Source organism: Mycobacterium sp. NGS54, from assembly GCF_059812465.1.
Genome location: NZ_JCALCS010000011.1, coordinates 154,110 through 166,528, shown reverse-complemented (window position 1 = coordinate 166,528; position 12,419 = coordinate 154,110). Strand labels below are relative to the sequence as shown.

The 12,419-nt window shown below is 67.4% G+C and carries 9 protein-coding genes, 2 tRNA genes and 1 pseudogene; 10 read left to right on the top strand and 2 right to left on the bottom strand.

What is annotated here, in order from left to right:
- Positions 1–29: 29 nt before the first annotated feature.
- A tRNA-Gly gene (locus AC5Y5E_RS29640) sits at positions 30–100 on the bottom strand.
- Positions 101–245: 145 nt separating this feature from the next.
- On the opposite strand from AC5Y5E_RS29640, the gene AC5Y5E_RS29635 reads away from it, so the two are divergent.
- The 4 genes and pseudogenes from AC5Y5E_RS29635 to clpP2 all read left to right on the top strand — a co-directional run bounded on the left by AC5Y5E_RS29635 (position 246) and on the right by clpP2 (position 3,120).
- Positions 246–322 (top strand) — tRNA-Pro (locus AC5Y5E_RS29635).
- Positions 323–360: 38 nt separating this feature from the next.
- The gene (gene tig, locus AC5Y5E_RS29630) at positions 361–1,770 is read left to right on the top strand and encodes a trigger factor (protein WP_499907461.1); all 1,410 of its coding nucleotides are present in this window, start codon (positions 361–363) and stop codon (positions 1,768–1,770) included.
- 112 nt (positions 1,771–1,882) lie between these two features.
- Positions 1,883–2,488 (top strand): annotated as a pseudogene (locus AC5Y5E_RS29625) (ATP-dependent Clp protease proteolytic subunit); the annotation flags it as partial.
- Positions 2,485–3,120, top strand: coding sequence for an ATP-dependent CLP protease proteolytic subunit ClpP2 (gene clpP2 / locus AC5Y5E_RS29620; protein WP_067007947.1), 636 nt, complete (start codon positions 2,485–2,487; stop codon positions 3,118–3,120). The pseudogene AC5Y5E_RS29625 and the gene clpP2, both read left to right, overlap by 4 nt.
- On the opposite strand, the gene mmuM is transcribed toward clpP2, so the two are convergent.
- Positions 3,117–4,019 (bottom strand): homocysteine S-methyltransferase, encoded by a 903-nt coding sequence (mmuM, locus tag AC5Y5E_RS29615; protein WP_499907459.1) that lies wholly within the window; start codon positions 4,017–4,019, stop codon positions 3,117–3,119. The genes clpP2 and mmuM overlap by 4 nt on opposite strands.
- Positions 4,020–4,271: 252 nt before the next feature.
- Here mmuM and clpX point away from each other — a divergent pair, with 252 nt between their 5' ends.
- The 6 genes from clpX (at position 4,272) to AC5Y5E_RS29585 (ending at position 12,372) form a co-directional block, all read left to right on the top strand.
- Positions 4,272–5,552 (top strand): ATP-dependent Clp protease ATP-binding subunit ClpX, encoded by a 1,281-nt coding sequence (clpX, locus tag AC5Y5E_RS29610; RefSeq protein ID WP_499907457.1) that lies wholly within the window; start codon positions 4,272–4,274, stop codon positions 5,550–5,552.
- 258 nt (positions 5,553–5,810) lie between these two features.
- Positions 5,811–7,775, top strand: a complete 1,965-nt coding sequence (locus AC5Y5E_RS29605) for a 2-oxoacid:acceptor oxidoreductase subunit alpha (RefSeq protein WP_499907455.1) — start codon at positions 5,811–5,813, stop codon at positions 7,773–7,775.
- On the top strand, positions 7,772–8,878 hold the full coding sequence (locus tag AC5Y5E_RS29600) for a 2-oxoacid:ferredoxin oxidoreductase subunit beta (RefSeq protein ID WP_499907453.1): 1,107 nt from the start codon (positions 7,772–7,774) through the stop codon (positions 8,876–8,878). The genes AC5Y5E_RS29605 and AC5Y5E_RS29600 overlap by 4 nt, the downstream gene beginning before the upstream one ends.
- A gap of 1 nt (position 8,879) precedes the next feature.
- Positions 8,880–9,485: a molybdenum cofactor guanylyltransferase gene (mobA, locus tag AC5Y5E_RS29595; protein WP_499907451.1), complete on the top strand. Its 606-nt coding sequence runs from the start codon at positions 8,880–8,882 to the stop codon at positions 9,483–9,485.
- Positions 9,486–10,418: 933 nt separating this feature from the next.
- A complete protein-coding gene (locus AC5Y5E_RS29590; protein WP_499907449.1) occupies positions 10,419–11,033 on the top strand; it encodes a transglycosylase family protein in 615 nt (204 codons plus the stop codon).
- 79 nt (positions 11,034–11,112) lie between these two features.
- The gene (locus tag AC5Y5E_RS29585; RefSeq protein ID WP_499907447.1) at positions 11,113–12,372 is read left to right on the top strand and encodes a saccharopine dehydrogenase family protein; all 1,260 of its coding nucleotides are present in this window, start codon (positions 11,113–11,115) and stop codon (positions 12,370–12,372) included.
- Positions 12,373–12,419: the final 47 nt, after the last annotated feature.

Sequence of the window (12,419 nt, the reverse complement as noted above, 5' to 3'; positions counted from 1 at the left end):
CGCCTTTCTGTCGAGCAAGCATCTGCCCGAGCGGGCGACGGGAATCGAACCCGCGTAGCTAGTTTGGAAGACTAGGGCTCTACCATTGAGCTACGCCCGCAAGTTTTAGTCGAGCGAGACTGTATCTGGCGGCGAACATCAAATCTAATCGAAGCGGTTCTGTGATCGTCCCGTGAGGTCCCGAGGTCCCTGCGAAGCCGATGGCCCGCCTGGCGTCGAGGGGCCGTAGGATCGCGAGGTCAGCGCGGGGTGTAGCGCAGCTTGGTAGCGCATCCGCTTTGGGAGCGGAAGGCCGCAGGTTCAAATCCTGTCACCCCGACCAACACTGCGCCGATCCATCGAATACCGAGGAGCAAACCCGTGAAGAGCAGCGTCGAACAGTTGAGCCCCACCCGGGTGCGCATCAACGTTGAGGTGCCGTTCACCGAACTCGAGCCCGACTTCCAGCGCGCCTACAAGGAGCTGGCCAAGCAGGTCCGGCTGCCCGGCTTCCGGCCCGGCAAGGCGCCGGCCAAGCTGCTCGAGGCCCGTTTCGGCCGCGAGGCGATGCTCGACCAGGTCGTCAACGACGCGCTGCCCGCCCGGTACGGACAGGCCGTCGCCGAGGCGGAGGTCGACCCGATCGGCCAGCCCGACATCGAGGTCACCAAGAAGGAGTACGGCGAGGAGTTGGCGTTCACCGCCGAGGTGGATGTGCGTCCCAAGATCGCCCTGCCCGACCTCGGGTCGCTGAAGGTGTCGGTCGACCCGATCGAGGTCAGCGACGACGACGTCGACGCCGAGCTGGAGTCCTTGCGCGCCCGGTTCGGCACCCTGCAGGGAGTCGAGCGCCCGGTGGCCCTCGGCGACTTCGTCTCGATCGACCTGTCGGCGACCGTCGACGGCGAGGAGGTGCCAAACGCGGCCGCGGAGGGCCTGTCGCACGAGGTGGGCTCCGGCCGGCTCATCGCCGGCCTGGACGACGCGCTGGTGGGTCTGTCGGTCGACGAGTCCAAGGAGTTCACCGCGCAGTTGGCGACCGGGGAGCACGCCGGCAAGGACGCGCAGGTCACCGTCACCGTCAGGTCGATCAAGGAACGCGAACTGCCCGAGCCCGACGACGAGTTCGCCCAATTGGCCAGCGAGTTCGACACGATCGACGAGCTGCGCTCCAACCTCCGCGACCAGGTGGCCCGCGTCAAGCGCGCCCAGCAGGCGGAGCAGATCCGCGACGCCACGATCGACGCGATTCTCGAGCAGGTCGAGGTGCCGCTGCCCGAGGCGATCGTGCGGGCCCAGGTCGACAGCGCCGTGCACAACGCGCTGCACAGCTTCGAACACGACGAGGCCAAGTTCGCGGAGGCGCTGCGCGAGCAGGGCAAGTCGCGTCAGCAGTTCGAGGTCGACGCGCAGAACGCCGCCGAGTCGGACCTCAAGAAGCAGCTGTTGTTGGACTCGCTGGCCGACGAACTGGAAATCCAGGTCGGCCAGGAGGACCTGACCGAGCGGCTGGTGATGACGTCCCGGCAGTACGGCATCGAGCCGCAGCAACTGTTCGCCTATCTGCAGGAGAACAACCAGCTGCCGGCCATGTTCGCCGACGTGCGCCGCGGGCTGGCCGTCGCGGCGGCGGTGGAGGCGGCGACGGTGACCGACACCGACGGCAACCCCATCGACACGAGCGAGTTCTTCGGCAAGCGCGGCCAAGCCGACGAGGCTGTCGAGGCTGAGGAGGCCGACGCGGCTGAGGACGACGACGCGACCGATGAATCCGACGACGACGCCAAGTGACCGGCGATGACGCTGTGAGCGAACGCGCCCATTTCACGGGGTACGGGACCGGCGCGCGGCGGGCTTGGTTGGTTAGGGTCGGAACAGAGAAGAACTCGAGAAAGCAGGTAACTCAGTCGTGACTGACATGCGTTCGAACTCGCAGGGTCTCAACCTCACGGACTCGGTCTATGAGCGCTTGCTCTCCGAGCGCATCATCTTCCTGGGTTCAGAGGTGAGCGACGAAATCGCCAATCGGCTGTGCGCACAGATCCTGTTGCTCGCCGCCGAGGACGCCACCAAGGACATCTCCCTCTACATCAACTCGCCGGGTGGATCGATCAGCGCCGGCATGGCGATCTACGACACCATGGTCCTCGCGCCGTGCGACATCGCCACGTACGCGATGGGCATGGCCGCATCCATGGGCGAGTTCCTGTTGGCGGCGGGCACCAAGGGCAAGCGCTACGCGCTGCCGCACGCACGCATCCTGATGCACCAGCCGCTCGGCGGGGTCACCGGCAGCGCGGCCGACATCGCCATCCAGGCCGAGCAGTTCGCCGTCATCAAAAAGGAGATGTTCCGGCTCAACGCCGAGTTCACCGGCCAGCCGATCGAGCGCATCGAGGCCGACTCCGACCGCGACCGCTGGTTCACCGCCCCGGAAGCCCTCGAATACGGCTTCGTCGACCACATCATCACCCGCGCCGCCCACATCACCAACGGAGAAGCCCAGTGAATCCTGAAACCCAACCCCAGGCGCGGTACATCCTGCCGTCGTTCATCGAGCACTCCAGCTTCGGCGTCAAGGAGTCGAACCCCTACAACAAGCTGTTCGAGGAGCGCATCATCTTCCTCGGCGTGCAGGTCGACGACGCGTCGGCGAACGACATCATGGCGCAGCTGCTGGTGCTCGAGTCGCTGGACCCCGACCGCGACATCACCATGTACATCAACTCGCCCGGCGGCGGGTTCACCTCGCTGATGGCGATTTACGACACCATGCAGTACGTGCGCGCCGACATCCAGACCGTGTGCCTGGGCCAGGCCGCGTCGGCGGCGGCGGTGCTGCTGGCCGCCGGGACGCCGGGCAAGCGGATGGCGCTGCCCAACGCCCGCGTGTTGATCCACCAGCCGTCGCTGTCCGGCGTGATCCAGGGCCAGTTCTCCGATCTGGAGATTCAGGCCGCCGAGATCGAGCGGATGCGCACGCTGATGGAGACCACGCTGGCCCGCCACACCGGCAAGGACGCGTCGGTCATCCGCAAGGACACCGACCGGGACAAGATCCTGACCGCCGAAGAGGCGAAGGACTACGGGATCATCGACACCGTGCTGGAGTACCGGAAGCTCTCCGCGCAGACCGCCTAGCGCCTTTCGCTTTCGCCGAGTTGGGCGATGGCCGCGATGTCCGACGGCCCCACCCGGCAGCAGCCGCCGACGATGCGCGCGCCGGCAGCGACCCACTGCGCGGCGAGTTGCGCGGAAAACGTGCGCCGCCCCGTCCAGGCTTGGCCATCCCAGCGCTCGCCGCTGTTCGGGTAGACGACCACCGGCTTCCCGGCGACGCGAGCCAGCCGGATCGCGGGGAGCACGTCGTCGGGCGCGCAGCAGTTGACGCCGACGGCGACGATCTCCGGCACCCCGGCCGCTACCGCGTACGCTTCCGCCAGCGGTTGCCCGGCACGGGTCGTCGTCCCGTCGATCGTGTAGCTGAGCCACGCCGGCACACCGGCCGAGCGGATCAGATCGACCAGCGCCTCGGCCTCGTCGACATCGGGCACGGTCTCGCACGCCAGCACGTCGGCTCCCGCGGCGGCCAAGACCTCCAGGCGGGGCCGGTGCCACCGCCTCAGGGCGGCGACGGACAGGCCATAGCGTCCGCGATATTCGGAGCCGTCGGCCAGCGCCGCGCCGTACGGCCCGACCGAGGCGGCGACCATCAGCCCCTCCGTGCCGGCTTCGTCGCGCGCGGCGTTCGCCAGTTCGACGCTTCGGCGCAGCAGGACGGCGGCTTCCTTCGGGTCGATTCCGCGGGCCGCGAAACCCTCGAACGACGCCTGGTAGCTGGCCGTCGTCGCGATCGCGGCGCCGGCGCGAAAGAACGCGGCGTGCACGGCGGTGATCTCCTGCGGTGCGTCTGCCAGCAACTTGGCCGACCACAGCCGATCCGAAAGGTCGTGCCCGCGCGTTTCCAGCTCGGTGGCCAGTCCGCCGTCGCTGATCAGTACGGAGTCGTTTGGCCCGCCAAAACCGAAAGCCAATCCCACTCGGCAACTGTAGGGTTGTGGCAGCCCCGGACTCGATCGGGTAACGAGCGCGACACGCCAAAACACGGATTGCGCGTCTCGGCGAGTGGGGGGCGCCGTCTGCCTATATGTTTCATGCAGACAACGGACACGAATACCAACGACGCGATTCGGCGGTAATGGTCGCGGGGGGCCCAAGCAAGCGGGTAGCGTCGGGGAATACATGCGGCATAGCACGACGAACGGCGAACAGGAAGTAGGCACTGACGCACCATGGCGCGCATCGGAGACGGCGGTGACCTGCTTAAGTGCTCGTTCTGCGGGAAGAGCCAAAAGCAAGTCAAGAAACTCATTGCTGGCCCTGGTGTGTACATCTGCGATGAGTGCATAGACCTCTGCAACGAGATCATCGAAGAGGAACTCGCCGACGCCGACGACGTCAAGCTCGACGAACTGCCCAAGCCCGCCGAGATCCGGGAATTCCTGGAGGGATACGTCATCGGGCAGGACACCGCCAAGCGCACCCTGGCCGTCGCTGTCTACAACCACTACAAGCGGATTCAGGCGGGGGAGAAGGGTCGCGACTCGCGCTCGGAGCCCGTGGAGCTGACCAAGTCCAACATCTTGATGCTCGGCCCCACCGGCTGCGGCAAGACCTACCTGGCCCAGACGCTGGCCAAGATGCTCAACGTGCCGTTCGCCATCGCCGACGCCACCGCGCTCACCGAGGCCGGCTACGTCGGCGAGGACGTCGAGAACATCTTGCTCAAGCTCATCCAGGCCGCCGACTACGACGTCAAGCGCGCCGAGACCGGCATCATCTACATCGACGAGGTCGACAAGATCGCCCGCAAGAGCGAGAACCCGTCGATCACCCGCGACGTGTCGGGCGAGGGTGTGCAGCAGGCGCTGTTGAAGATCCTGGAGGGCACCCAGGCGTCGGTCCCGCCGCAGGGCGGCCGCAAGCACCCGCACCAGGAGTTCATCCAGATCGACACCACCAACGTGCTGTTCATCGTCGCGGGTGCATTCGCCGGGCTGGAGAAGATCATCTACGAGCGGGTCGGCAAGCGCGGCTTGGGCTTCGGCGCCGAGGTGCGCTCCAAGGCCGAGATCGACACCACCGATCACTTCGCCGACGTCATGCCCGAGGACCTGATCAAGTTCGGCCTGATCCCCGAGTTCATCGGCCGGCTCCCGGTGGTCGCCTCGGTCACCAACCTGGACATGGAGTCGTTGGTCAAGATCCTGTCCGAGCCGAAGAACGCGTTGGTCAAGCAGTACACGCGGCTGTTCGAAATGGACGGCGTCGAGCTCGAGTTCACCGACGACGCGCTGGAGGCGATCGCCGACCAAGCGATCCACCGCGGCACCGGCGCCCGCGGCCTGCGGGCGATCATGGAAGAGGTCCTGCTGCCGGTGATGTACGACATCCCGAGCCGTGACGACGTCGCCAAGGTCGTGGTGACCAAGGAGACGGTGCAGGACAACGTGCTGCCGACGATCGTGCCGCGCAAGCCGTCGCGCGGCGAGCGCCGCGACAAGAGCGCCTAACCCCATCGCGCGTCCGTGCTGCGGACGTGACCAATACCACAGTTTTGATAGCTACGCACCAGTAGCCCACGCTGACTTCGGTATTAGCGTAAATCCGCTGCATGCAATGCTTTCGAGACGCTCATACACCCCTTAGAGAAGTGCCATAATCGGTACTACCAGTGACACACAAGCTCGAGGGCCAAGGAGCGCCCAATTGGCGCGTACCCTGAAGCTCCGGCGCAGTGCCTATCCGGATAACGAATGGAAGGCGGATACGTGGATCCGAACGGCAGCGGAGCCGCGTCTGATTCTCACAGTGGCTCCTCTGGGAATGGGTCGTCGGGTCGCACGCGCATAGAACAGGTTGTCATTCGATTCGCCGGGGACTCCGGCGACGGCATGCAGCTCACCGGTGACCGATTCACCTCCGAGGCGGCCCTTTTCGGAAACGACCTGGCGACCCAGCCGAACTATCCCGCCGAGATCCGCGCCCCCGCAGGCACATTGCCCGGGGTTTCGTCATTCCAGATTCAGATCGCCGACTACGACATCTTGACCGCGGGCGACCGCCCCGATGTCCTCGTCGCGATGAACCCGGCGGCGCTCAAGGCCAACATCGGCGACCTGCCGCGCGGCGGCATGGTCATCGCGAATTCCGACGAGTTCACCAAGCGCAACCTGACCAAAGTCGGCTATGTGACGAACCCGCTGGAGACCGACGAGCTCGAGGAGTACGTCGTTCATTCCGTCGCGATGACGACGCTGACGCTCGGGGCCGTCGAGTCCATCGGCGCGTCGAAGAAGGACGGCCAGCGCGCCAAAAACATGTTCGCGCTTGGCCTGTTGTCGTGGATGTACGGGCGGCCGATCGAAGCCAGCGAGAAATTCATCCGCGAGAAGTTCGCCCGCAAGCCCGACATCGCCGAGGCCAACGTGCTCGCCCTCAAGGCGGGCTGGAACTACGGCGAGACGACCGAGGCGTTCGGCACCACGTACGAGGTCTCCCGGGCGTCGCTGCCGGCGGGCGAATACCGCCAGATCTCGGGCAACACCGCGCTGGCCTACGGCATCGTGACCGCCGGCCAGCTGGCCGGCATCCAGGTCGTGCTCGGCAGCTACCCGATCACGCCGGCCTCGGACATCCTGCACGAGTTGTCCAAGCACAAGAACTTCGACGTGATCACCTTCCAGGCCGAGGACGAGATCGGTGGCATCTGCGCGGCGATCGGCGCCTCTTACGGCGGCGCCCTCGGCGTCACCAGCACGTCCGGGCCAGGCATTTCGCTGAAGTCCGAAGCGCTGGGCCTGGCCGTGATGACCGAGCTGCCGCTGCTGGTCATCGACGTCCAGCGGGGCGGCCCGTCGACCGGGCTGCCCACCAAGACCGAGCAGGCCGACCTGCTGCAGGCGCTGTACGGCCGCAACGGGGAGTCGCCGGTGGCGGTGGTGGCGCCGCGTTCGCCGTCCGACTGCTTCGAGACCGCCATCGAGGCGGTGCGCATCGCGGTGTCCTATCACACCCCGGTGATCGTGTTGTCCGACGGCGCCATCGCCAACGGCTCGGAGCCGTGGCGGATCCCCGACGTCGGCTCGTTGGAGCCGATCCAGCACACGTTCGCCAAGCCCGACGAGCCGTTCCAGCCGTACAACCGCGACCCCGAGACGCTCGCCCGGCAATTCGCCGTTCCGGGCACCCCCGGGCTCGAGCACCGCATCGGTGGACTGGAAGCGGCGAACGGCTCCGGCAACATCTCCTACGAGCCGGTCAACCACGACCTCATGGTCCGGATTCGGCAGGCCAAGATCGACGGCATCGCGGTGCCCGACCTGGAAGTCGACGATCCGACCGGCGACGCCGAGCTGCTGCTGATCGGCTGGGGCAGCTCCTACGGGCCGATCGGCGAGGCCTGCCGGCGCGCGCGGGGCAAGGGCATCAAGGTCGCGCACGCCCACCTGCGCAACCTCAGCCCCTTCCCGGCGAACCTCGGCGACGTGCTGCGGCGCTACCCGATGGTGGTGTGCCCGGAGATGAACCTGGGTCAGCTGGCGTTGATCCTGCGCGGCAAGTACCTGGTCGACGTGCAATCCGTCACCAAGGTCCAGGGTGTCGCCTTCCTCGCGGACGAGATCGGGCGTCTGATCCGCGCGGCGCTGGGCGGCACGCTGGCCGAAATCGAGCAAGACAAGAAGATGGTCGCCAGAATGGCGGCAGCAACGGTTGGAGCGGGAGCTAGCGAATGACCGACCTGATTGGCGCAGATCTCGGGGTCACCCCCCGGTCGAACAAAAACGTGAAGCTGACCAAAAACGACGGGGTCCCCACGGTGTCCGCCGAGGACCAGCCGCAGAAGGCCAAGGACTTCACCAGCGACCAGGAGGTGCGCTGGTGCCCGGGTTGCGGTGACTACGTCATCCTCAACACGATCCGCAACTTCCTGCCGGACCTCGGTCTGCGCCGCGAGAACATCGTCTTCATCAGCGGCATCGGCTGCTCCAGCCGGTTCCCGTACTACCTCGAGACCTACGGGTTCCACTCGATCCACGGCCGCGCGCCGGCCATCGCGACCGGCCTGGCGCTGGCCCGCGAGGACCTCTCGGTGTGGGTGGTCACCGGCGACGGCGACGCGTTGTCGATCGGCGGCAACCATCTGATCCACGCGCTGCGCCGCAACGTCAACATCACCATCCTGCTGTTCAACAACCGGATCTACGGGCTGACCAAGGGCCAGTACTCGCCGACATCGGAGGTCGGCAAGGTCACGAAGTCGACGCCGATGGGCTCACTCGACCAGCCGTTCAACCCGGTGTCGTTGGCGCTGGGCGCCGAGGCGACCTTCGTCGGCCGCGCGCTGGACTCCGACCGCGCCGGGCTGACCGACGTGCTGCGCGCCGCCGCCGAGCATCGGGGCGCCGCAGTCGTCGAAATCCTGCAGGACTGCCCGATTTTCAACGACGGCTCCTTCGACGCGCTGCGCAAGGAGGGCGCCGAGGAGCGGGTGATCAACGTGCGCCACGGCGAGCCGATCGTTTTCGGCGCCAACGGCGAATACTGCGTGGTGAAGTCGGGCTTCAGCCTGGAGGTGGCCAAGACCGCCGACGTACGGACCGACGAGATCGTCGTGCACGACGCGCACGCCGACGACTCGGCCTACGCGTTTGCGTTGTCCCGGCTTTCGGACCAGAACCTCGACCACACCGTGCTCGGCGTCTTCCGCAACATCAGCCGGCCCACCTACGACGACGCGGCGCGCTCGCAGGTCCAGGCGGCCCAGGCGTCGAAGCCGTTCGATTCCGCCGCGCTGCAGTCGCTGCTGCGCGGGCGTGACACCTGGACTGTCGACTGACGTGGCCGACCAGGTGCCCGACACAGTGTCACTGGCCGGGGTAATAGTCGCTGGAGGTGAGTCGCGGCGCATGGGCCGCGACAAGGCCACCCTGCCCGGGCCCGGCGGAACCGCCACGCTGGCCGAGTACGTCGTCGGCGTCGTGGCGCAACGCTGCGAGCCGGTCTTCGTGATGGCCGCCCCGGGACAGCCGCTTCCGTCGTTGCAGGCCCGCGTGATTCGCGACGAGGTGCGGGGGCTGGGGCCGCTGCCGGCGACCGGGCGGGGACTGCGCGCGGCGGCGGAGGCCGGGGCCCGGCTCGCGTTCGTCTGTGCCGTCGACATGCCGCTGCTGAGCGCCGAACTCATCGACGACCTGGTCCACCTCGCCACCGAGACCAACGCCGAGGTGGTGTTGCCGTGGGACGGCCGCAGCCACTACCTGGCCGCGGTGTACCGCACCGATCTCGCGGACCGGATCGACGCGCTGGTCGCCGCCGGCGAGCGCCGAATGAGCGCCTTGATCGACGCCTCCGACGCGCAGCAGATCGTGCTGCCGGATTCGCGACCGCTGACGAACGTCAACACCGACGCCGAACTGCGCGCGGTGACGCAGGCGCGCGCCTGACGGCAAGCGGCATCGCCATTTAAATTGGCAACTGGCTATCTTCTTTAATTCTTTGCGCGATTTTGCATTGGTCAATTAAATGGATCGAAGATCCTTTATCTGTTCCTTCATCGTTATCTGCTGAATGGTATCCGGGCTCGGCGCGCCCGGGGTGTCGAATCGCCTTGGTACAGAGCGGTTTTCGGGCGCCGGACGGATAACTCGCCCCGCGCGGCCGCTCTGGAAACTCGCGGGCGGCCCGGCAAATTGCGCCACGCAAGCCGCGGAACGCCGGCCGAACGCGGCGCCGATCGAAAGAGATTGGAACGGTTGCTAATTGCGTCAAGACTGCGAAATCCGTTGTAGTGCATCGAGTTTCGGAGCAAGACCGCTCCGGTCGTCTGCCTCGGCGTGTCGGAAGCGAACTCGCGTATCTTGTTGTACCCTGTCGCCGGTTCGCTGCGGCCGGGTTCGGGCCGGTGAGTCCTCCAATCAGCCCCGAGGCGTCGGCAAACACGTGGGCCAGCTCACAAAAATGGCGTGATTCGGCTCACGATTCGATTGCGATTCCGACGGATGGGCACGGCGCTAAAACGCGCGACTGACCTGCAGAAATGATTCCGCGATCGCGGCGTGATCGGCTCGTTACCCAACCGAGATATCCATTTCCCCAAGATGACGAATGCGCCCGGGTTTCGTACGGTCCCTGGTAGCCCGAAACGGGTTAACGGAAAACTAATCGAAAAATTGAATCCACGGACCCGCGTGCGAGCGGGGCTGCGGACGGCGTGGAAGTGCCGCAGCCCGGGGTAGTACCCCGCCGGGCATATCGAGAGCCCGCCGCTGTCGTGCTGAACGAGACGGCACGTCCCAGAGCACCTTCGAGCACCAATCAAGACCTTCGACCCACCCCGGTGGGTCTGCTTTGGCGCGCGCACCGCGAAAGGAAGAAATTTGAAGAACGTCCGCAAGACGCTCATCCTCGCCGCGATCACCGGCAGCCTGGTGGCGGTACCCTCCGCCAACGCGGAACCGATGGGCTTTGACCCGAACGTTCCCCCCATGGGGGCCCCCGACGCACCGCCGCCGCCGGCTCCGGACGCCCCGGCGCCCGCGCCGGCGGCCTTCGACCCCAACGTTCCGCCGCCGGCGGCCCTCCCGGACGCCCTGGCGCCCGTTGACGTGCCGCCCGCGCCGGCCCCGGCGGGCTTCGACCCGAACGTTCCGCCGCCGCCCCCGGCGCCGGACGCCCCCCCGCCGGCTCCCGTCGGCTTCGATCCGAACGTTCCGCCGCCGCCGGCGCCGGACGCCCCGCCGCCTCCGCCGGTGCACAAGGCGTACAGCGTGAACTGGGACGCCATCGCGCAGTGCGAGTCGGGTGGCAACTGGGGCATCAGCACCGGTAACGGCTTCTCCGGTGGTCTGCAGTTCACCTCGAGCACCTGGCACGCCAACGGTGGCTCGGGATCGCCAGCCAGCGCCAGCCGTGAGGAGCAGATCCGGGTGGCCGAGAACGTGCTGCACTCGCAGGGCATCGGCGCCTGGCCGGTCTGCGGTCGCCGTGGCTGACCTTCGCCTTAAGTAGAGGTACAAGTGGTGCTGGGCCATCGGGCCCGGCACTACTTGTTTAGGGGGTAGCGTCGGGCCGGTGACCGCCACGCCGCGCGAATTCGACATCGTCTTGTACGGGGCGACCGGATTTGTCGGGAAGCTCACGGCCGAGTACCTGGCGCGCGCCGGAGCCGGCGCCCGGATCGCGCTGGCGGGCAGGTCGCCGGACCGGCTGCGCGCCGTGCGAGACGCCGTGAGCGAATCGGCACGGGACTGGCCGATCTTGACCGCCGATGCCGCGTCGCCGTCGACGCTGGACGAGATGGCCGCCCGCACCCGAGTCGTGGTCACGACGGTCGGCCCCTACACCCGCTACGGGCTGCCGCTGGTGGCCGCGTGCGCGGCCGCGGGCACCGATTACGCCGACCTGACCGGCGAGGCGACGTTCGTCCGCGAAAGCATCGACCTCCATCACAAGCAGGCCACCGACACCGGCGCCCGCATCGTGCACTCCTGCGGGTTCGATTCGGTCCCCTCGGATTTGAGCGTCTACGCGCTGTACCGGGCCGCGCAGCGGGACGGCGCCGGCGAGCTCGGGGACACGCACCTGGTGGTGCGCTCCATGTCCGGCGGGCTGTCCGGTGGCACGATCGCCTCCGGGGTGGAAATCATGGACGCCGCTTCGCGCGACCCCGAGGCGCGCCGCCAGCTCCTCGACCCCTACACATTGAGCACCGACCGCGGCTCGGAACCCGAACTGGGCCGCCAGCCCGACCTGCCCTGGCGTCGTGGTCGCCAGATCGCGCCCGAACTGTCCGGGGTATGGACCACCGGATTCCTGATGGCGCCCTATAACACCCGGATCGTGCGGCGCAGCAACGCGCTGCTGGACTGGGCGTACGGCCGGCAGTTCCGCTACGACGAGAACATGAGCGTCGGATCGTCGGCTCTCGCGCCGATGGCGTCGGCCCTCGTGAGCGGCGTCGGCAACGCGATGCTCGGGCTGGGCAGCCGCTACTTCCGGCTCCTGCCGCGCCGGCTGGTAGAGCGGGTTCTTCCTAAGCCGGGCACGGGTCCGAGCGAGGCGGCCCGCGAGCGCGGCTACTACCGCATCGAGACCTACACCACAACAACCAGCGGCACGCGCTACGTGGCGCGGATGGAGCAGCAGGGTGACCCCGGTTACAAGGCGACCGCGGTGCTGCTGGGGGAGTGCGGCCTGGCCCTCGCGCTGGACCGCGACAAGCTCTCCGACCTGTTCGGCGTGCTGACGCCCGCGGCCGCGATGGGCGACGCGCTACTCGCCCGATTCCCGGCCGCCGGCGTGTCGCTGGGGGTCGACCGGCTGGCCGGGTGACGCCGGCCACATCGGCTGGCGACATTGCAACCACGCACACGACACGC

Bases quoted from the DNA above. Each gene is read 5' to 3' on its own strand.
- AC5Y5E_RS29600 (WP_499907453.1), top strand. From the start codon at position 7,772: ATGACCGACCTGATTGGCGCAGATCTCGGGGTCACCCCCCGGTCGAAC.
- clpX (WP_499907457.1), top strand. From the start codon at position 4,272: ATGGCGCGCATCGGAGACGGCGGTGACCTGCTTAAGTGCTCGTTCTGC.